Genomic DNA, 19,057 nt, shown 5'->3' on the forward strand with positions numbered 1-19,057 from the left:
GCTCTCCAGAAATGGAGAGCACCCCTGTTCTGTTTTCCGTCCGCAACAAGCTGCAGGCGTTGGACGGCGATAGCGCCGGCTATATGATCTTGATGCCCTGAGCCTCCAGCCAGGCCCTCGCCGGTTCCAGGGCATCTGCATAGGATCGCCATTTCCCCACGGCATCGGCATTGATTGGACGGCGCACCTGTGCCGCGCTTGGCGTAGCCACTGCTGCTCTATTCTCATGGAATGACAAGCAGGCTTCATCCCATTCCAGACGGCAATGGTCCAGCAGGCGGCGTGTCTGCCCCTCCTGGTCGGCGACCAGCGCCTCATAGGATAGTTGCAGCACCCGATCAGGGTAGAGGCGTTCCCACATCGCCATCAGCCTGTCGAAGCGCATATAATATCGCGCCGTATCCATCAGGTCATAGGAATAGGCGTAATAGGCGGACTGGCTGGCGAACAGATTCTTGTAGTTGCTCCAGACAGTATCCATCGGATTGCGGCGCAGGCAAACAATCCGGGCATTTGGCAGAGCGCGCGCAATATGGCCGATATAGAGAAAATTGGCGGGCAGCTTGTCCGTAAATCGCGCTACGCCCCTGGGCCTGTGATGGCCCGCCCGTTCCATATAGGCGTCACCGATCTCGGTGGGATTGATGCCGCCGCTCGCCAATACGGTTTCAGGATCGATTACGACGCGGGATGACGTGCCCGTCAGCCGCTTGACGGCGAGCGGCATGGCCTGAAGCTCGCCTGCCGATCCAACATCCCGGTGCGAAGACAGGATTCGGTCAACCAGCGTAGTTCCGGTACGCGGCATGCCCACCACAAATATGGGGGCCAGATCCGCATTGCCTTGCCCGGCCGCAAGCGAATGCGCGCCATCGATAAACAGCGCTTCGACCGCATCGAATATCGCGGCATCCTGGCCGAAATCATACTGGATCGCGCGCTTATGCGCGGCATTGGCGGCGGAAAGGTGCTGAAAGGCATCCCCGCTATTCCCGATATCTTCCAGCTCCTTCGCCAGCGCATACCGAATGCGCAGCGCATCGTCCGGCTTGCTGGCCTTGGCCAGCGCGCTTTGCAGCCTAGCCACATGATTGGCCTGCGCTGTCTGACGCGATAGAATGGCGAGTGCATAATGGGCGCGCGCATCGCCGGGATCTTTGGCCAAGATCGTTTCATAATGCGCGCGCGCATCATCCACCCGGCCGGTAAAGCCGCTGGCCGCCGCGAGATTATAGCGATAGTCCAGATTGCCCGGCTGAGCCTTTACCGCCGCCGCAAACGGTGTGAGCGACCCCTCATGGTCCCCAAGCCGGGCCAGCACGCACCCGATAGTGTCGAGCGTCAGCGCGTCGCCAGGCGCCAATGTCATGGCCGCCTGCGCGGCGTTGGCGGCTTCCCCGTCCCGCCGCAGCAGGATCAGGAGCCTCGCCAACTGGGCCAGATGTTCCGCTTCCGGTCCCCGTTCTACGGCTGCCTCGATCAGCGGAACCGCCTTGGCGATCTGGCCTGCCTCAGCCGCTGCCATGCCAAGGAGGAAAAAGCCCGCCGGCTCGTCCGGGCTGGCAAGGGCAAGCGCCTTGGCGGCGGCAGCAGCGGCAGGCAGATCGCCACGCCGCAGAGCCGCTCTCGCCTGTGCTTCCAGCGTCAAATCATAACTCCAGTAAAAGCATTCACGCGCGGATTAGACCAGAAGGGACGGGGGTGGGCTATCGGAAAAACTTCCAGGCATTCGGAGCCATGCGCTTGCCTAAACGGGCAATCCCGATATTCGGCGTCGAATATATCATGCCGGATGGCCAAACTCTTTGTCCGTTCAATGGTCATCACTGCCCAAGCCGACCCCCGCGCATGAGAAATCACGCCTGATTGCACTGGATGGTCCTAAAACATTCCTGCGGCGCAAGGACAGGCCGCCATATTACACATGGCGATTGATTGATGCCCAGTTCGCATCCTTATGCCGGGCTGATATCGGAGATGCGCGGATTACTAAGACCCGCTGCACTAACGCCTCGGACTTCATAACAAAAATGGCGGGCATCCAGGTTTTGCAGAAGCAGGCGGCGAAGCTGGGAAGGCAGACATGCTGACGCCATCGCCGTTCGTGCAGTGTTTCGGGCCATTCGACGCATCGGTTGAGCGCGAGGTTCTGTCCGGTGTCGAGGGTTGGGGATGCTGGCGGCGGATGACATGGTGGCGGTCGTCGCTGCCCTGCGGCGCTGGGAAGCGGACGGGACATGGAGCGGCGCACATGCTCGCGGACGATCATTCCATGCGGCTGTTAGAATGGCGCGAGTACGACCGTCAGTGGCTTCGTGGCGCGCTAAACAGCCGCATCAATTTCCTTTTGGATCTGAGCGAATGATTTCGCCTGTCCACTTCCGGACATATACTTCGACGCCGGACATGCGCTGATTTAGCCGTTTCGCGATGACCTCCGGGAACTGACGTTGAGGGCTGACCGCCTTCAACGCCTTTCTCTTGGCTAGCTGTTCTTTGTGTGCAGCGCGTGCTGCTTCTCTCTTGAGCTGCTTTTCGGCCTTTTTAGGCGATGCAGGAGATGCCTTAATAACTTTGTGCACGGGAGTGCCTTTGCGCCCAGCGCGACGGTCAGACAGTATGCCCTAGTCATCTACATTTGTTACGCGACCGGGGTCCGCCAAGCGATATTCAACTTTTGACCAATCGAGCCTGCTCATGTGACGACTATGGCACGATTGGAATGATCGCGGAAGTCGCAGACTTTAGCCTTAGAGGGGCTATAAATACGCTAGAAAGCAAATCGTAAGCGGCTTTTGGAGCTGACCCGGCGCGGGGTAAATTGCTGTATTTGCTATGGAGGTTTGGTGGACGCACTAGGGCTCGAACCTAGGACCCGCTGATTAAGAGAAATTGGATTGGACGTCTCACGGCGGAACATGGGGTAACCTAGAGGTACATCGCGTTACCCATGAAGTATATGATTTCTCTTTATTTTTACACATTTCTCCGCCAGCATCCTGAGCAAGCTCAAATCGGGCATCAGTCTCGATTTGCTGCACAGTTTGCTGCACACTTGAGGCTGCTATGGCTACCAAAAAATTCTCTGATCCGTGGCTCCGAGGGCTGAAAGCTGCTGAACCTGGGACCCGCGACGAGTGGATGGACGAAATCGAGGCGGGGTTGATCGTTCGCATCAACCCGAAGCGCCGGGTGTCGTTTCTTCTCATGGCGCGATTTCCAGGAGGTGATGGCACAACTGGGCACGCCAGCCGGCGTGTTCTCGGAGACTACTGCCCGGCTGACGCGAAGGACCGCGTGTACGTCGTCGCTAAGGGTGTTTCTCGTCTTACACTAGACGCTGCCCGCCAGAAGGCGCGGGAATGGAAAGCGATGATCGCCGAGGGAACGGATCCCGGCAAGCCTGACCCTGGGGCTGAGCCGGAAGTTGAATCAGACACCATCGCGTCGGTGTTCGCCGAGTATTTCAAGCGCCACGTTATGAAAGAGGGGCAGAAAGACGGTCGCGGCAAGCCACTCGCGCCGCTGCGGTCTGCCAGCGAGATCCAACGGATATTCGACCACTACATCTTCGCCGATCTCGATGGCAATGAGCGGTGGCGCGACCGTCTGATCACGTCCATTTCCCGGCGTGATGTGACAGAACTGCTCGACACGATTCAAGATGCGAGCGGCGCGACCCAATCGGACGCGGTGCTTGCCCAACTCAGCGCGATGTTCAACTGGCATGCCGCGCGAGGCGACGATTTCGTGTCCCCGATCGTGCGCGGAATGAAGCGCACCAAATCTTCCGAGCGCAAGCGCAAACGTATACTCAGCGATGAGGAAATCCAGATTTTCTGGCGAGCTTGTGAGACTCAAGGCACCTTCGGGGCATTCTGCCAATCATTGCTCCTGACGGTCCAACGGCGTGAGAAACTGAGATTGATGCATCGAGATTTCCTTACGTCCGATGGCTTGTGGACGATTCCGACCGAAGATCGGGAGAAGGGTAACGCCGAATATATCCGCTTATCTCCCATGGTTATGCAGATCGTTCGCAAGCAGCCCACGAGCGAGAGTGCTCCCTACATATTTCAAGGACGCCTGAAAGGTCCGATCAACGGCTTCACGAAGGACAAGGCGGCGCTCGATGCAAAGATGGAGGAGATCGCTGGCCATCCGATCCCGCACTGGGTTTTGCACGATCTGCGCCGCACCGGAAAAACACTGATGATCCGGGCGGGTGTTTCGCCGCACGTCTCTGAGCGGGTGATGGGGCATGTGATTCCCGGAGTAGAAGGGGTCTATGATCAGTACGATTACCTAGCCGAGAAAACGGCTGCCCTTCGAAAACTAGCGACGCTGGTGGCGCGGATCCTCGATCCCAAAGGCAATGTCATTTCGATGAAGCCGCAGCGGCGATCCAGATCGCGCACCGAAAAGGGATCGAAGGCTGATCCGAAGAAGGCTGTTGCTATTTAGCTGCCCTACGGGAATCGAACCGGATTTTCAGGGCACTACAGGGTATCAGAGGGGAAATAAACCGCTGTTTTTCAACAATCCGATTACCCTCGAATACCCTCCAATGCCCTAAATGGGCCACCTGATTGGGCCACCTACAGTGACAAGTGGCTCACTACCATTATGCCGTGAACAGTCAACCCGCCGAGCTCGAAATAGCTGTCGAGCGACGCCCTCTGGATCGTCGTATATCAGGAAGCGTGAGCATCGGTACGGGCGGCCAAAATATACCATCTTGTTAACCACTTCTGCGTGTCGGTTCCCCTCATAACGGCGAATTGCCGAACGAGGGATTTCAGGCATGATGCGCTCGGAACATTCCGTTCCGACCAGGGGGGAGCAAGAGCGGGGCATCGGCGCGGTATGCCGATGACGCCCAAGTGGGACGGAGAGCGATGCCCATGAAACAGGATGCTCATATTCAACCCATGCTGGACGTGCACGGCCGCCCAGCCGTTTTCGCGCCTCTTTGCAAGTCGATCATCAACGCAAGAGCGATGTCGACAGCGGCGTTTGGATCTGTCTGTTCCGATCCGGGGGGCGAGATGCTTCTCGACCTCTATTGGCGCGAAAGCCAAGGACTGAAGACATCCCTGACAAGCATGTGGCTCGCCTCGAAAGCGTCGGAGATGACGGCCCGCCGCTGCCTGGCGGCGATGGAGGAGCAAGGAATTGTCGAGCGAATGCCCGATCCTTCCGATGGACGCCGCACCAACGTGCGGTTCACGGCGGAGGGCCGCAAGAAGATGGACGACTGCTTCAGCGCCCTTCTCGTCGGCTACGCAGAGACCTGTCAGGACTGCGCGCGCAATTGCCATGATGGGCCGTCGTCAGATGGCTGTGCCAGCCTTTGGAACAGCGTACCCTTTTGTGCCTTGCTTGGCGACCTATCCGTCGCCTCCACAGGTCGAAGGCAATGAAGTAACCGCCTGACTCAGCATCACGCCATTGCTCGGGAAAGCCGATCAGGATCAATGCCGATACGCTTCCCGATCGAGCGGGGCACCTCGGCGCTGGTCTCCCGACGACAACGGTGTTGCCGCCGGGAGTAATAGCCGCGCCAATTGGCTTGGCGCGACGCGGGGGCGACTTTTAGCAAAGGCCTCGACAACATCCAGCGCAGATGATCTCCGCTTCCCGTTGCGGAGCGTCATTGCAACGTATCCCATTGCTGCGTGAGAATCCGGCGGTAGCCGGTTTCGGTCATCCATCTGGCGCGGCGCAGATGATCCTCCCAGCAATGCCGCGTGCGCTCGGGCTCGGCGAGTGGGTCGCGGTGCAGCACGATCCGGGCAACCTCCTGCCAGTCTGCGCCTTCGGCGTCAGCATCGAGCAGCCGCAAATAGGTGATGGTATGCTGATCGTCATAGGGCGTGATGTTGTCGGACCAGGGCACTTCGTCCGCAACCTCAGGATCCAGTTCGATCTTCGGCTTCTTCACCTTGCCTCTCCTTCGAGTGCGGAGCACGCGCTAGTTTGTCGACTTTGGCTTAACGTTGGCGCGGTTCAGTTCGAGGAGAAACCAATCTCGAAACTTTCCCATATGTTCTCCCGTATCAGCGACAATCTGCGCCACTAGCTCCTCACTCAGATCATCCTTCTTCAGGTCGAGATCACGAAGGGCACACATCACCATATGGCGTTGAAAGACGTATATCGCATTGCGGATATATCCGCGTACGATTGTCTCAATCGCTCGCTCATCACCTTTTGCGTCATCGATCAGCTTTTCTATGGCCACAACCATAGGATTTGGCTCAGCAATCGTCTGTTGCATTTTCGGCGTCAGCTTTCTTTCCAGATCGGGCATAGATTACTCCGGATCGCTTACTCAGGGCATGTCGAAATATTCGCACGGGCATACCAGGCGGACAAGGCTTGGCTGCGGCGAACTCCATCGGACTTCCTTCCGCGGTATTACCATTGAACCGCCGGTCATCGTCAATGCGGATCGGAGGAGAGATGCCGCGTGCGCGGAAGGTTCTCTCCATACTCCATCATAGTCCTCGTGATCTCACGTCGCGTCGCCGTTGCGGGAGGGAAGAGGGGCTTGGGCTGGAGGATAGCCTTCAGCTGGAGAATTTCTCATGGCCCTTTCGCGGACCAGCGCCGATCCCCGCTTGCACGCCGCCGCCGCCAGCATCGTTAAATCCCTGGGCGGCGAATGGAAGCCCTCGGGTGCAATGTGCCGTTGCCCTGCTCATGACGACCATCGCCCAAGCCTTTCCGTTCGGGTCGGTGAACGCGGCATCCTGTTAAAATGTTTCGCGGGCTGCTCAACGCTCGAAGTCATTCGCGCACTTCGCGGTGATCGGCGCAGCATCCCTTCGAGCGAAGGCGGCTGCACCATGCCCGATGGACGGAAGCGTCAGCTGTCGGGGCGGATACGCTCTCTCTGGAAGGAGGCTTCCCCAGTCAGCGATACGCCGGCCGAAGCCTATCTTGCATTACGCAGACTGGCTGGTCCGCATCCCTCGATCCGCTATCATGATCGGGTTCCTTACGGGCGCGGAGAGACCGTCCGTTTCCGCCCCGCGCTGCTTGCCGCCGTGGAGTGCGATACCGGCGTCATAGCCCTTGAGCGGCTATTCCTCGATTCTTGCACTGGTCTGCCAGTCACTGATCTCGATCCCCCGAAACGGCTTCTGGGCCGCCCTCTTGGCGGCGCAGTTCGTTTTGGCGCGGCGACCGATTTGCTCGGCCTTGCGGAGGGCTGGGAGACCGCATGGTCCGCGCATTTTCTGCTGGGCATTCCGGTCTGGGCCGCGCTTGGGTCCGATCGCTTGCCGTTCGTCACCATTCCCGAGCGGGTCCAGCATCTCATTCTGCTCCCCGACGACGATCCGCCCGGCCGACGATGTGCGCGGCGGGCTCGTCATGCGCATGCGCGGCCCGGCCTCGTGATCGAGACGAGATTCCCCGGCGGCTGCTTCAACGACTGGAACGACCGGCATCGCACAGAAGGGAGAGAGGGAAGGGGGGAGGTGGTTGGGGCAGGCAGCCTGAGGGGCAGCTGCGGTCCGCACATTCAGGCATGCGCGGCGGAATAGACGCCGAAGCGGCCCTGATCAGCCCGCCACATTCTACAAGGAGACGAGCCTTGACCCCGCCACAACCGAGCTATCCCGCCACGCTGCCGCTCTCCAGGATCGTGAAGGGCGACAATCCCCGCCGCTATTTCGACCGGAAAAAGCACGACGAAATGGTGGCCTCGATCCGGCTGCGCGGCATAATCCAGCCGATATTGCTTCGTCCGAGAGGCGACGTCTTCGCCATCATCGCCGGCGAGCGCCGTTACCGGGCGGGGCTGGAGGTATACGGCCCCGACGGCGACGTGCCGGTCATCATCCGCGAGATGACGGACCAGGAAGCACTCGAAGCCGCGATCGCCGAGAACGACGACCGTGACGACCCTTCGGAGACCGAGCAGGCGGATGCCGCCGTCCGCTATCTCGCGGCATGCCAGGGCGACCGGGCCGAAGCCATACTGCGGCTCGGTTGGTCCCGCGACAAGTTCGATCGCCGTCTGGCGCTCGCCGAGCTTTCGGACACCGTAAAGTGCGCGCTCGACGAACGCCGGATCAAGCTCGGCCACGCCGAACTGCTCGCTGCGGTTCCCGGCGACAAGCAGGACAAGGCCCTCGAAACGATCCTGAAAGCCGGTCTCGACGTCAACAAGACGCGCGAACTGCTGATGCGCGTCACGCAGCACCTTGGCAGCGCGTGCTTCGACAAGAGCGAATGCACGACCTGCCCGTTCAACTCGGGCACGCAGCGCGCGCTTTTCGAAACCCATGTCGACGACGGCTATTGCACCAACGCAGCGTGCTTCGATCTGAAGACGGAAGCCGCAGAGGTGATCCGTTTCGAACAAGAGGAGCGCGCGGCGAAGGCAGCACGGGCCGCAGCTCCGCCCCACGTCGAGACGGTCGAAGATGACGAAAACGATAATGTGATCGACGAAACCGTATCATCGACCGACTCTCAGCCGCGCTCGGAAGATACGACCTTGGATCTGGACAGCATCGGGACGGACGCGCCGACGCCCGCTGCCCCGGTCAAGCCGGTGACCAGCGCCAGTGCCGCGCACAAACCGGCCGTCACCGCCAAATCGATCGCAAATCGCACCACCGAGCTTCGCGAGGCGACGTGGCGAACCGCACTGGCCAGGGCACTGGCGGGCAATGCCGAACACGCTCGCACGACCATCCTTGTCGCGGCAATGTCCGGCACGCTCTCGCAGATCAAGGCCGATACGCTGACGTCGCGTGCCGGCCTGCTGGTCGGCCCCTCGTTTCCGGACCTCGACTACAGCGCCCAGATCGCGGCGATCCGCGCGCTGCCCGACGCCCGCGCGGTGAACGTGCTGTCCGTCATCGGCGCCGCCTACGCCAAGGATGTGGTCAGCTTCGCTCATGTCGCCGATCTCGCGAGCATATTCCAGGTCGACCTGCGCGATACCTGGAAGGTCGATCAGCCGTTCCTCGAGCGATACACCAAGGACGAGCTCAAATTCATTGGCCGAGAATGCGGCCTCATCGCGCATGTGGGCGAAAAGCGTTTCGCCAAGATGCTCGCATCGAAGAAGGCCGAGCTAGTCACCGACATGCTCAATCGCATCGGTTTCGATTGGGCGGGGCGCCTGCCGAGCGCGATGACCCTCGACGGCACCTATGGCCCGCCCCCGGACCGCGTTGCCGCGCAAGCCGAAGCGCCGATCCCCGAACTCGCCGCCTGACCCGCTTCCCCACACTCCCAGACAAAGGACTACCGACATGCTTGTTACAAGCCTGCTCCCGCTGCTCGCTCGCTATTCGCTCGGCTTCGACCTGCTTGCCGGACCCGACAAGACCGTCACCCTGACGATCATTCCGCGCAAGGCGGACCCCAAGTCTCCTGCGCTCGAAGCCAGCGAGACCCGGCCGATCTCGATCACGGCCAGCTCGGCGGAGATTGATGCGGAACTTGCCCGTGGCTCGGATGGCGCGCTGGGCCAACTTATCGCCACGCGCAGGACGCTCGCCGACCAGATCGCGGAGCAGCGGCAGGCTGACGAGGACGCGAAGGCCGCCGCCGCGGAAGCCGCGAAGGCAAAGGCCGCGAAGGCTGCTGCGGCCAAGCCACCAACGCCGACCAGCCCTCCGAAGATCCAGACGCCGACCAGCCCGCCGACCGACGCCAAGCCGGATGAGCCCGCCACCCTGTTCTGAGCGACGCCGCTCGCACCGCACCATCATCGCCAACCCGGAGGTTTCTTATGCAGATCAATCATCTCACGCGCGCGTATCGCTATGACGGCATCGATCTTCCCGTGCCACCGCACCTCGCGGGCGATCCCGAAGCCCTGCGCGCCTATCACGCCACCCTCTACCCGGCGATCCTCAACGCCGAGATGATTGACGCTGGCGTGACCGGCGGCGCGCACGTCACCGAATATCGCCGCGCGGTCGGCACCAAGGGCTGATCCATGCCGCACCGCAAACGCGCGGCCATCCCGGCCGCACCCCGCAAAAGCCTCATCGAATGGATCGAGCACGATGGCAACCCGGCCGATATCTCCCAGCCTGCCTGTAGCAGGCAGGCCCAGGCGCTCCATGCGCGAATCCTTTCCGACCCCGGTGACGGCCGAGGCGAAACCCGCGAGCCGCTTGCATCCCCGTCCGGCTTGCGCCTCCCGCCGCTCGGCTGACCTTGCGGGGCGGGTTGTCGCGATCTCAGCCGATATCCCCGCTATTTTCGATGCGCCCCTGCCGCCACATCACAAGCTGATCGGCCGCTGGGTCGCGGCACGGGAAACGTCGTCGGGACTGTACACGCGCGCGGCAGCCCGTCGGCATATCGAAGGCGTTTTCAACGCCGCCGTGCTCCAGATCCTCGATCCCATCGAAATTGCCGACTTCAGGGTCGCCGTCATTCTCAACGAGGAGGACGGCACGCTGGCGATTGCCGTGATCTGTCAGAGCCTGGGCCAGATCGACCTCGGGTGGATCGAAACCGGCGATGCGCCCATTCCCTGGCGCGCCGCTGCATACGGGACGCTCGAGCAGTGCCTCGGCCGCGTACTTCCGGTGTTCGGCTACCAGGATCTCTTCAACGAAATCTCGATGTACTATTGGGATGGCGAGATCGACGACGAAGGCGCGCGTCAAAGCCTGATAGCCTATCACGGGGCGGACGCGGACGAGCTCGATGAACTCACGCTGCCGTCCGAGATGAACGCGCGTCGGCCCGAATGGATGATCGAGGCAAACGCGGCGCCACCGGCGCGCCTCCCAGCCGGTCTGCGGCAGAAGCTGGCGAGATTGCGCACGGCGCATAAAGCCGTCGGCTCTCTCCGGCCCGAACGCAACGCCTGGGACTTCGATTTGCAGGTCGCTTACGACTATATCCCCGGCATCGAGGAATGCTCGTCCCTCCCACCACTCACGCTCGTTCCCTTCGACCACTTCGCGCGCGAACTGGATGACGTCGGCCGCAACGGCATGGAGATGGGCTTCATGGACCTCGCCGGGCTCTGCCCACTTCGGCAAGCAAACCACATCGACGACTGGTTCGCGTCGCTGCGGCTCGGCGCGGAATTCCTGCTCGCAGCGCAAGAGCTAATCCAGCTCGATCCAGCCCAATTTTGAGGTGTCCCATGTCCGAGCATTCAACCCAGTTCGAAGCCGCTGGCGGCGGCCTGGTCCTCAGAGGCGCCATCCTGCTCTACCGCAGCGAGGGGCCGCGCAATGTCAGTTCCTACGGCCCCCATCGCGGGGATGCGGCGGCGTTCGCCAGCATGCACGCCGTCGAGCCCGACGAGAAGGGCCGGCCGACGATCGCCGCGGGCGTCCCGTTGTCGCGCGCGCATCTGCGGCAATGGACCGAAGCCCTCGGGCGGACAGTCCGGCCGGAACTCTTGCCCGAAAACGTGCTGGTCGCTCACCCCGACATGGTCGCCTGGTGGGTGCCGGAACAGGTGCGCCCGGCCTATTTCGACCTGTCGACGCGTTTGGCGGGGCTTCGGGTCCTGACGGAACGAACGGTGGTGCCGGTCCCATATCCCGCACACCTGTTCATCGCCACCCGGTCGCGTCTCGGCGTCTATGCGCTCCCTGTAAACGAGCGCCCCACCGCCGACACCCGCGTGCTGCACTCACCGATCCTCAATGTCTTCGTCAACGGCTCACTTTGCTGGGGCAATATCCCGATACCGCGCGCGCTCACCATTTCGTCCATCCCCGAGTTCGAACGGGCAGTGTTCGACAGCTGGTCGACGCACCCCAATCCGGGACAGGAATTCACCGTCACCGGCAAGGGCGGCCTCGTCCGGCTCTGGGACGATCTTGCCGCCCGCCGCGCGAAGCGCTTTCCGATCAAGCGTCTCAAGCCCTTCGGCGTCGGCGCCCGGCGGCAGGACCGGCGCACATCGACTGAGCCGATCACGGTCGGACTTCTCATCGGAGGCGCGAAATGACCGCCTTGATCGCCGATGATCCCACCGCGGCCGCGCTGCTTGCCGATGTGCCCTGCTATCCGGTCCCGCTCCAGGGAGGATCGCCCGCCCTCGACGCACTTCGCGCGGCTCGTGTCGGGCATGGCCTCGCCGTGGGAAAGGACGGCGTGCTGCTGATCCTGCGCCGCCCATGGCTCGCACTCGACATCCCTGTCGCGCCGCCGATCGCCGCGCACCTTCCTTATGGCAGCGTCGGCGGCCCCAAGGCAGATCTGCGCTGTGGGTTCATCCCCAGCGAACATCTCGGGTCGATCCTCGATGTTCTACGCGCTGCCCTGCCGAATGAGGCGGCGGCATTCGTTCTCTGGAACGAGGCGACGCGGGAGTTCGCCGTGGAATTTCCCGTCATCGACGAAGCCACCCCCTCGCGCCTGGTCTACCGCATCCCGGTCCTGCAGCCGGACTGGCATATGGTCTGCGACATCCATAGCCATGGCACCGGATCGGCCTTCTTCAGCGCCACCGATGATGCCGACGACGCACATGCGACGAAGATATCGCTGGTCTTCGGCCGGTTGGACCAGCCCGACGGTCCGACGAGAGCGTCGCGCCTCTGCGCGGGCGGCATGTTCCTTCCGCTGCCGCGCAGCCCATTCGCAGGAGACCATCATGCCGCCTGATACCAGCGACCGCCACTATCTTCCCGCCGCATTCGGCGACCGCACGCTCAAGGTTCTGCTCGTAGGCTGCGGTGGCAACGGCGCGCAGATGCTCATGGGGCTCGCCTCGCTCGACACGGCGCTGCGCGCGATCTCCTCGCGATCGCTTCATGTCACCGTGGTCGACGACGACATCGTCACCGAGGCCAACCTCGGCCGTCAGCCTTTCTATCGCTGCGATCTCGGGAACTCGAAGGCACACACGCTCACCGAGCGGATCAACCTCGCGCATGGCCTCGCCTGGAAGGCGGTTCACGGACGCGTGCCCGGCAAGATCGGCGTCGAAGGCGCCGATATCCTCATCACCTGCGTCGACACCGCCTCGGCTCGCCGGATGATCGGAGCGGCGCTTGCCGAGGAAAGGAACATTCCCATCTACTGGATGGACCTCGGTAATCGCGCGAGCGACGGTCAATATCTGATCGGTTGTCCGGGCCGGGCCGCGGCCAAGGATCGCCGCCGCCTCCCAACGGTGCTCGAATATTTCCCCGAACTCGCCGACGACAGCGTGCCCGACGATGATGCCCCATCTTGCTCGGTCGCGGAGGCGCTCGAACGCCAGTCGCTGTTCGTCAACCGCGTCATGGCGAGCCACTCCCTCGCGCTGTTGTTCGATCTGCTTGGCCGCGGTTCGATCGGCCACGCCGGCGCCTTCATCAATCTCGCGAGCGGTCAGGCCGTCCCGATCCCGCTTCCGCGCGGCGACTGAGACTACCTGCATCACCCTGTGCAAGCCGGTCCCATGCCGGCCGAAACCGCACGTCAATCCGGCGGAGCGACGGAAGAATTTTGCCCCCAAAAACCCACACAAAGGAGACCATATATGGCTTCAGTTCAGGAAAATGGCTGGAGCCTGCACTATACTATTGGCCGCGTGCTGGCCGCCAAGGTGAGGCCGGGTGATATCGTTCAAATGCCGGGCGGGCGCGGCGATTTGATGGTGCTCGGCGGGCGCGCCCCGCAGCGCGCCAACGACCGCGGCAGCGTGCTCGTGCGTGATCCGCTCGCCGAGTCCAGTGATGGCATGGAAATGCCACTCCGCGCATTGGGGATGGTCTGGATCAGCGCCGCCGGTGGCTGGTCGGAGATACCGGCGTGAGAGGCTATCATGTCCATGTCTATACGACGATCAGGGTCAAGGTTGCGGTGACCGCCGAGGATCATGCGGACGCCATGCGGCAGGCTGACGCTATTGTCGGGTGCGGGATTTTCCCTGTTCGTCTGTTTCCGAATGTCGCTGCCGTGCTGTACGCGGAGCCAGCCGAGGAGGTCACCGGCTATCTGGTCGACGAAACGGACGATCCCGAATTCGAGAACAGTCGCTCCTACGATGCCGAATACCGTCCTTGCGGCGCGGACGACAGTTCGGGCTGCCCCTGAGGAAGGGGAGAGGGGATGGGGGAGGTGCTCCGCGTGATGGAGCAATCTGGAGAACCCCCATGCAAATCGAACTTCGGCGCATCTCCTATAGTGCCGCGCTATCGCAGGAAACCGCTGCTTTTACCGCAGAGGTCTGGATAGACGGCGAGCTTGCTTTCCATGCGCGCAACCAGGGATCGGGCGGGGCGGACTTCTATCATCAGGTCGGCCGGTGGACAGAAACCGACGTCGATGCCTGGCTCACGGCCAACCGACCGCCGCGCTGCCTCGGCGATATCGCCTGCGATCATGATCTCGAGATCGAGGTGAGCGATCTTCTCCTTCGCGCCGTCGAGGGCCGCCGCCTGAAGCGTCTGCTCCGCACTAATCTGGTCACGATTGAGCGTGATCAGATACTGCAATATCCGCTGCGCAAGCGGCCACTCGCGATCGTTGCCCGCGCCGTGCGCGCCACCAATCCCGATGCCGTCATCGTCAACGACGCCGGCGACGATGTGTTCGCGCGCGCCCTGGCCGTGCTGCTCGCCAGCCGCTGACACGCCGGATCGGAGATCGCCATGACCGACAGCTTCGATCCCGCCGATGCGGGATGCTGGATGGCGCACGGCCGTCCGGCCCACCAGGCGCATGCGCTCGCCGACGCCTGGCGCCGCTTCCCCGATCTGCCGAACGACGCGCCGCTCGACGAGCGCATGGCGCGTGCCCGCGAGCGTGTCCAGGCGCTTCGCCCGCTCAACGAGGCGATCCGACTGGAAACCGAGCGCCAGCGCACGGCCGCGAACTTCGCCTGCATCGAATGCCAGATCGCGCAGGGCAGCACTGACAGCCGCAATCCCGCCATTCTTCATGCCCGCGACGTTCATGGCTATGGTTGGGACGCTGCGGTTGCCTATGCCGATGGGAAGTATGCATTATGCCCAGCTGCGCATAAAGCGTATTATCGCGAGGTTGGAATAATGCGAAGGAAGTCAGCTATGCACGAGAATTACGCCGTTTTCTAACCGCGTTGCTGCGCATTATTTTTGTTGCGAACGTCTCCGGTGTCTGAAACGACCGAGGAGACAAACGTGCTGAATATCCATGATGAGCTGATCGCTGACCTGTCCAGATCTTTGACCGAGAAGCGCTACAATCCAGTGGCTGCCCAGAACAATGTTCTCTACGCGTCCGAATTTCTGATTTATCTTTCGGAGATTGATCTGCCGATTGAGGTTGTGACCCCGTCACATGTCGATCAGTATATTCGGTATGCGACTGAGTGCTTCGAAGCCAAATATGGTCGGTATCCTTCGCCACGATGGGATAGGCTTCCCCGAACAGCGATTTGTAAAATCCTCAGCCTTGCACAGGGGCAATGGCCGCCGCAGTCAGAAGTTGCGGAGGAGTCCGCCAAGCTGCACGGTGATTTAGCTAATGGCTACAGAAGATGGATGGAAGACGAACGAGGATTTACCGATCAAACCGTTCGAGGAAATATGTGGGAAGCAAGAACCTTCCTTAAATGGCAATTGGACCGGGGGTCGGATAATAGCGTCTTATCGTTGAGTGTAAGTGACATAGACGCATATATGGACATGCGTAGCTCCAATATGAGCCGTAAATCGATTTCAGGAATTGCGGCGCGGCTCCGCTCGTTGCTCCGATACCTGTATCAAGCAAGGCTTGTTTTGACCGATCTTGCTCCCCTTGTCATCGGGCCGAGCATCTATGCCTATGAGGGCGTACCTTCGATAATCGATAGCACCCAGATCAGGGCCGTCCTGGAAGAAACTGCGAAGGACAAGTCGCCCCGGGGTTTGCGCGATTATGCCATACTCCAAATCCTGGCCACATATGGGCTCAGGGATCGTGAAATTGTTAGAATCTCAATAGATGACTTGGATTGGCGAGCGGCGACATTGCGCGTTAGCCACCGGAAAACAGGAACATTTTCTATTCTCCCACTATCCGATGCGGTCGGAGAGGCTTTAATCGAATATCTGCGGCATGGACGCCCGCAAGTAGAATCACGCAATATATTTGTTCTGGCGTTGGCGCCCTACACCCCGATGACGACTGTTTACAACGTGGCGTCGAGGCGATTGGCGGCGGCAGGCGTCCATCTGCCCGGCAGGCGAGGGCCGCATGTCTTTCGGCACGCGCGCGCGACCGAGTTGCTTCGCGCTTCGGTTCCGCAAAAGATCATTGGGGATCTGCTTGGGCATCGGTCGGTCGAATCCTCAAATACCTACCTCAAGCTTGCGACTGAGGATCTCAGGGGGGTGGCGCTTGAAGTACCGGGATCGGGGGTGCGGTCATGAGCGCGTGGCTGGATACCGACGATACAGTGGCCGAGGAATTTCTGAAGACGCGCAAATTGACGGAGAAGCGCTTCAGAGCTTATCGGTCCGTTATCCGCAGCTTTGAGCGAGTATCTCAAAGGCATCAGGCGTTAAGCCGCGAGATGCTCTCCGAATGGATGAGGGAGCGTAAGGTAAACTTTTGGCCGAAGTCGTCCCAGGTACAGGAAATACATATCGTCGACGACTTCATCGATTATCTGCTTAAACGTGGCCTGATTGACAAAAATCCCATTGCTGACCTTCGGTTAAAACATGGTGCAAGGGGCAATAGACCAGTGTGGCGGGCTATTGCGTCTCCAAATCCGGATGATGCCCTCGTGGCGCTTCGTCGGCCGGCTCCCTTCGGGAGCTTCTTGGGCGATTTTATGCAGAACCATGTGACGCTGATGCGCAATCGTGGTTACAAATACACGACAGAGGCGGACCTTCTGCTCAGATTTGATCGCTTTCTTCAGGCTAGTCCGCATTTGGCGGGAGAGAGTATTGAGAAGATGGTAGCCGCATGGGCGGCCGCCAAGCGCACACCGCATCACGCTGCACAATGCCAAAAAGCGGAGCGGATGCTCACCAAGGCCCGATATCGCATCGATGCAAAGATGCTCCCAAGACCGTGCGATCCGCGAGTTGGGCAACAGGTCGCGCGGATTTATCGGAAACCTCATATTCTCAGCCCTGGTGACGTACGGTTGATGCTCGACGTGTCACGCTCCTACTCGACGCGGACGTTTTCCTACCGTCCGCTATGTGCGCGGCACATGATAATTCTGGCCTATTGTGCTGGATTGCGCCGCGGGGAGATTGCCAGGCTGAATCTCGGCGACGTGGACTTCAATTCCGGGACGATCACGATCCGGGACACGAAGTTCTACAAGACCAGAATTCTACCTTTGTCCGACAGCGCCTTGAGCGAGCTGGGCGCTTTTGTCGACGCGAGACGAGGCGCCGGCGCCTCGCAAGATCCGCAGTCTGCGCTGTTCTGGCATGATCATCCGAGTGGCCGCCACAGCTCGTATATGGTCTCCAAAATGATCACCGAAGTCATGCGCCAAGCCGGGCTTAAACCTCTTTCTGGGAGGGCGGGGCCACGCGTTCATGATCTTCGGCACTCAATGGTCGTGAACCGGATTCTCGAATGGTACAGAACCGGCGTAAATCCTCAGGAAAGGCTGCGCTTCCTTTCCACCTATATGGGCCACCGCGACATCAATTCCACGCTGGTCTACATAACCGTCACGCGCGATCTCCTGCACGAAGCGAACGAGCGCTTCCGCGCCATTGGCATCCGATGCCTTAACCTGGAGGTGGCGTCATGAAAAAGGGCGATCCCTTTCCGACGTTGTTGCGAGCGTTCTTCCAGGAGTGGCTGGCTGAGCAACGCAACGCATCGATCCACACGATCCGGTCTTATCGGGATACCTGGAGGCTGTTGCTCCGATTCGTTGCAGAACGAAAGAAGAGCGTGGTCGCGCGGCTGACCTTGGCTGATATTTCAGCCAGCGAGGTGCGGGCGTTTCTCAATCATGCCGAGAATGAACGCAAAGGCACGATCGGCACACGCAATTGCCGGCTCTCCGCAATCCGTAGCTTTTTCAGCTTCGTATCGGGCAAGGACCCCGAGTTGATTGTTCATTGTGCGGAAGTTCTTGCGGTGCCGGTGAAACGGGAACCCACCTCTGCCCCGTTCTACCTCGAACCTAACGAGGTCGAGGCCATTCTTGCACAGCCTGACCGGTCAACTCTCGCGGGGCTTCGCGACCATGTGCTGCTTTCGTTTCTTTATAACACGGGAGCGCGTATCCAGGAGGCGCTGGACCTATGCCCAGACGCAATCCGGTTGGACGCCCCTAATTTCGTGCGGCTCTATGGGAAGGGCCAGAAGGAACGCATCTGCCCGCTTTGGCCGGAAACGGTCATGCTGCTCGAAACGCTGCTGGCAAGGCAGCCTCGAGCGCCCCATGAACGTATCTTCGTCAACCGCTATGGCGAGCCCTTGGGCGCCTCAGGGGTGCGGTTCAAGCTCGCCGCCTATGTGAAGGAAGCAGCGAAAACCGTACCGACCCTGCGATCGAAGCATATAACCCCGCACAGTTTTCGGCACGCGACGGCAGTTCATCTTGTTGCTGCCGGGGTCGATATCACTGTCATCCGCAGTTGGCTTGGCCACGTCAGCCTCGACACGACTAACCACTACGCCCAGGCCGATTTGGAAACGAAGCGCAAGGCGCTGGAGCGGGTTGGCGTTCCAGTAACAGGCACCGCTACTCCTTCGTGGAAACGAGAGGCCAGTTTGATGGAGTGGCTGGACACCCTGTAAATTAATGCGAAGGAGCGTGGCAAAATATGGCGGTTTTGCACTTATGTCCCGCGCTCCTTCGCATTATTACAACCTCGCGATAATATGCAGCCGTCGCGGGCTGGCCAGCGCGCCCACCGTCGCCGTCCCGCGCTGAGCAACAGGATGTTCGCCCGCCGGCATACCAACAGGGATTTCTCGATGGCGGCGGCCAGCCCGATGACATCTTCGACGTCGCGCGACGATCTTTCGCCGCCACGCCGTCCGAGATCGACCGTCCTGACAACCCGCGCGTCGCACGGCCGCTTCCCAGCCAGTGGCCAAGCCCGACCGACATGCCCGCGCCCGTATCATGGCAGCGGCGCCTGCTCCTGCTCGGCGCTTC

Annotated in this window: 21 protein-coding genes; 18 read left to right on the forward strand and 3 right to left on the reverse strand. The window is 60.9% G+C overall.

Features of this window, described 5'->3' with window-relative positions:
- Positions 1 to 79 precede the first annotated feature (79 nt).
- A complete protein-coding gene (locus KFK14_RS06805; protein WP_212610348.1) occupies positions 80 to 1,648 on the reverse strand; it encodes a tetratricopeptide repeat-containing sulfotransferase family protein in 1,569 nt (522 codons plus the stop codon).
- Between the two features lie 435 nt (positions 1,649 to 2,083).
- On the opposite strand from KFK14_RS06805, the gene KFK14_RS06810 reads away from it, so the two are divergent.
- The 3 genes from KFK14_RS06810 to KFK14_RS06820 all read left to right on the forward strand — a co-directional run bounded on the left by KFK14_RS06810 (position 2,084) and on the right by KFK14_RS06820 (position 5,423).
- Entirely contained in the window at positions 2,084 to 2,365 is a 282-nt protein-coding gene (locus tag KFK14_RS06810) for a hypothetical protein (protein WP_212610349.1), read from the forward strand.
- A gap of 701 nt (positions 2,366 to 3,066) precedes the next feature.
- Entirely contained in the window at positions 3,067 to 4,464 is a 1,398-nt protein-coding gene (locus KFK14_RS06815; protein ID WP_212610350.1) for an integrase family protein, read from the forward strand.
- A 440-nt stretch (positions 4,465 to 4,904) separates the two neighbouring features.
- The gene (locus KFK14_RS06820; protein ID WP_212610351.1) at positions 4,905 to 5,423 is read left to right on the forward strand and encodes a winged helix DNA-binding protein; all 519 of its coding nucleotides are present in this window, start codon (positions 4,905 to 4,907) and stop codon (positions 5,421 to 5,423) included.
- A gap of 230 nt (positions 5,424 to 5,653) precedes the next feature.
- On the opposite strand, the gene KFK14_RS06825 is transcribed toward KFK14_RS06820, so the two are convergent.
- Together KFK14_RS06825 and KFK14_RS06830 are read right to left on the reverse strand one after the other, a co-directional pair.
- Entirely contained in the window at positions 5,654 to 5,944 is a 291-nt protein-coding gene (locus KFK14_RS06825; RefSeq protein ID WP_246524942.1) for a DNA -binding domain-containing protein, read from the reverse strand.
- A 30-nt stretch (positions 5,945 to 5,974) separates the two neighbouring features.
- Positions 5,975 to 6,313 (reverse strand): hypothetical protein, encoded by a 339-nt coding sequence (locus tag KFK14_RS06830; protein ID WP_212610352.1) that lies wholly within the window; start codon positions 6,311 to 6,313, stop codon positions 5,975 to 5,977.
- A 277-nt stretch (positions 6,314 to 6,590) separates the two neighbouring features.
- Here KFK14_RS06830 and KFK14_RS06835 point away from each other — a divergent pair, with 277 nt between their 5' ends.
- From KFK14_RS06835 to KFK14_RS06905, 15 genes are all read left to right on the forward strand, one after another.
- Positions 6,591 to 7,553 (forward strand): DUF7146 domain-containing protein, encoded by a 963-nt coding sequence (locus tag KFK14_RS06835; protein ID WP_212610353.1) that lies wholly within the window; start codon positions 6,591 to 6,593, stop codon positions 7,551 to 7,553.
- A 50-nt stretch (positions 7,554 to 7,603) separates the two neighbouring features.
- Positions 7,604 to 9,241 (forward strand): PRTRC system ParB family protein, encoded by a 1,638-nt coding sequence (locus tag KFK14_RS06840; protein WP_212610354.1) that lies wholly within the window; start codon positions 7,604 to 7,606, stop codon positions 9,239 to 9,241.
- A 37-nt stretch (positions 9,242 to 9,278) separates the two neighbouring features.
- Positions 9,279 to 9,713 carry a PRTRC system protein E gene (locus KFK14_RS06845; RefSeq protein WP_212610355.1) on the forward strand — a complete coding sequence of 145 codons (435 nt, stop codon included), beginning with the start codon at positions 9,279 to 9,281 and terminating at the stop codon, positions 9,711 to 9,713.
- Between the two features lie 47 nt (positions 9,714 to 9,760).
- Positions 9,761 to 9,967, forward strand: a complete 207-nt coding sequence (locus KFK14_RS06850; protein ID WP_212610356.1) for a PRTRC system protein C — start codon at positions 9,761 to 9,763, stop codon at positions 9,965 to 9,967.
- A gap of 130 nt (positions 9,968 to 10,097) precedes the next feature.
- Positions 10,098 to 11,132 (forward strand): hypothetical protein, encoded by a 1,035-nt coding sequence (locus KFK14_RS06855; protein WP_246524943.1) that lies wholly within the window; start codon positions 10,098 to 10,100, stop codon positions 11,130 to 11,132.
- Between the two features lie 8 nt (positions 11,133 to 11,140).
- Entirely contained in the window at positions 11,141 to 11,959 is an 819-nt protein-coding gene (locus KFK14_RS06860; protein ID WP_212610358.1) for a PRTRC system protein B, read from the forward strand.
- Complete coding sequence (locus KFK14_RS06865) at positions 11,956 to 12,618, forward strand: PRTRC system protein A (RefSeq protein ID WP_212610359.1); 663 nt, start codon at positions 11,956 to 11,958, stop codon at positions 12,616 to 12,618. Before KFK14_RS06860 ends, KFK14_RS06865 begins: the two co-directional genes overlap by 4 nt.
- Positions 12,608 to 13,366 (forward strand): PRTRC system ThiF family protein, encoded by a 759-nt coding sequence (locus tag KFK14_RS06870; RefSeq protein WP_212610360.1) that lies wholly within the window; start codon positions 12,608 to 12,610, stop codon positions 13,364 to 13,366. Before KFK14_RS06865 ends, KFK14_RS06870 begins: the two co-directional genes overlap by 11 nt.
- Before the next feature lie 114 nt (positions 13,367 to 13,480).
- On the forward strand, positions 13,481 to 13,756 hold the full coding sequence (locus tag KFK14_RS06875; RefSeq protein ID WP_212610361.1) for a hypothetical protein: 276 nt from the start codon (positions 13,481 to 13,483) through the stop codon (positions 13,754 to 13,756).
- Positions 13,753 to 14,037 (forward strand): hypothetical protein, encoded by a 285-nt coding sequence (locus KFK14_RS06880; RefSeq protein ID WP_212610362.1) that lies wholly within the window; start codon positions 13,753 to 13,755, stop codon positions 14,035 to 14,037. Before KFK14_RS06875 ends, KFK14_RS06880 begins: the two co-directional genes overlap by 4 nt.
- A gap of 59 nt (positions 14,038 to 14,096) precedes the next feature.
- Positions 14,097 to 14,573: a hypothetical protein gene (locus KFK14_RS06885; RefSeq protein WP_142634085.1), complete on the forward strand. Its 477-nt coding sequence runs from the start codon at positions 14,097 to 14,099 to the stop codon at positions 14,571 to 14,573.
- Positions 14,574 to 14,594: 21 nt separating this feature from the next.
- Positions 14,595 to 15,038 (forward strand): hypothetical protein, encoded by a 444-nt coding sequence (locus tag KFK14_RS06890; protein WP_212610363.1) that lies wholly within the window; start codon positions 14,595 to 14,597, stop codon positions 15,036 to 15,038.
- A gap of 66 nt (positions 15,039 to 15,104) precedes the next feature.
- A complete protein-coding gene (locus tag KFK14_RS06895; protein ID WP_048578767.1) occupies positions 15,105 to 16,337 on the forward strand; it encodes a site-specific integrase in 1,233 nt (410 codons plus the stop codon).
- Positions 16,334 to 17,692: a tyrosine-type recombinase/integrase gene (locus tag KFK14_RS06900; RefSeq protein ID WP_048578766.1), complete on the forward strand. Its 1,359-nt coding sequence runs from the start codon at positions 16,334 to 16,336 to the stop codon at positions 17,690 to 17,692. The genes KFK14_RS06895 and KFK14_RS06900 overlap by 4 nt, the downstream gene beginning before the upstream one ends.
- Positions 17,689 to 18,693, forward strand: coding sequence for a tyrosine-type recombinase/integrase (locus tag KFK14_RS06905; protein ID WP_048578765.1), 1,005 nt, complete (start codon positions 17,689 to 17,691; stop codon positions 18,691 to 18,693). The genes KFK14_RS06900 and KFK14_RS06905 overlap by 4 nt, the downstream gene beginning before the upstream one ends.
- The last annotated feature ends 364 nt before the right edge of the window (positions 18,694 to 19,057 follow it).

This window comes from Sphingobium phenoxybenzoativorans, from assembly GCF_018286635.1.
In the GTDB taxonomy this organism is placed as follows: domain Bacteria; phylum Pseudomonadota; class Alphaproteobacteria; order Sphingomonadales; family Sphingomonadaceae; genus Sphingobium; species Sphingobium phenoxybenzoativorans.

Excerpts from the sequence above, each read along its gene's own strand:
- KFK14_RS06865 (WP_212610359.1), top strand. The coding sequence starts at position 11,956 with ATGACCGCCTTGATCGCCGATGATCCCACCGCGGCCGCGCTGCTTGCC.
- KFK14_RS06850 (WP_212610356.1), top strand. The coding sequence starts at position 9,761 with ATGCAGATCAATCATCTCACGCGCGCGTATCGCTATGACGGCATCGAT.
- KFK14_RS06820 (WP_212610351.1), top strand. The coding sequence starts at position 4,905 with ATGAAACAGGATGCTCATATTCAACCCATGCTGGACGTGCACGGCCGC.
- KFK14_RS06900 (WP_048578766.1), top strand. The coding sequence starts at position 16,334 with ATGAGCGCGTGGCTGGATACCGACGATACAGTGGCCGAGGAATTTCTG.
- KFK14_RS06905 (WP_048578765.1), top strand. The coding sequence starts at position 17,689 with ATGAAAAAGGGCGATCCCTTTCCGACGTTGTTGCGAGCGTTCTTCCAG.
- KFK14_RS06830 (WP_212610352.1), bottom strand. The coding sequence starts at position 6,313 with ATGCCCGATCTGGAAAGAAAGCTGACGCCGAAAATGCAACAGACGATT.
- KFK14_RS06885 (WP_142634085.1), top strand. The coding sequence starts at position 14,097 with ATGCAAATCGAACTTCGGCGCATCTCCTATAGTGCCGCGCTATCGCAG.
- KFK14_RS06835 (WP_212610353.1), top strand. The coding sequence starts at position 6,591 with ATGGCCCTTTCGCGGACCAGCGCCGATCCCCGCTTGCACGCCGCCGCC.
- KFK14_RS06875 (WP_212610361.1), top strand. The coding sequence starts at position 13,481 with ATGGCTTCAGTTCAGGAAAATGGCTGGAGCCTGCACTATACTATTGGC.
- KFK14_RS06860 (WP_212610358.1), top strand. The coding sequence starts at position 11,141 with ATGTCCGAGCATTCAACCCAGTTCGAAGCCGCTGGCGGCGGCCTGGTC.
- KFK14_RS06870 (WP_212610360.1), top strand. The coding sequence starts at position 12,608 with ATGCCGCCTGATACCAGCGACCGCCACTATCTTCCCGCCGCATTCGGC.
- KFK14_RS06845 (WP_212610355.1), top strand. The coding sequence starts at position 9,279 with ATGCTTGTTACAAGCCTGCTCCCGCTGCTCGCTCGCTATTCGCTCGGC.
- KFK14_RS06815 (WP_212610350.1), top strand. The coding sequence starts at position 3,067 with ATGGCTACCAAAAAATTCTCTGATCCGTGGCTCCGAGGGCTGAAAGCT.
- KFK14_RS06855 (WP_246524943.1), top strand. The coding sequence starts at position 10,098 with ATGCGCGAATCCTTTCCGACCCCGGTGACGGCCGAGGCGAAACCCGCG.
- KFK14_RS06890 (WP_212610363.1), top strand. The coding sequence starts at position 14,595 with ATGACCGACAGCTTCGATCCCGCCGATGCGGGATGCTGGATGGCGCAC.
- KFK14_RS06810 (WP_212610349.1), top strand. The coding sequence starts at position 2,084 with ATGCTGACGCCATCGCCGTTCGTGCAGTGTTTCGGGCCATTCGACGCA.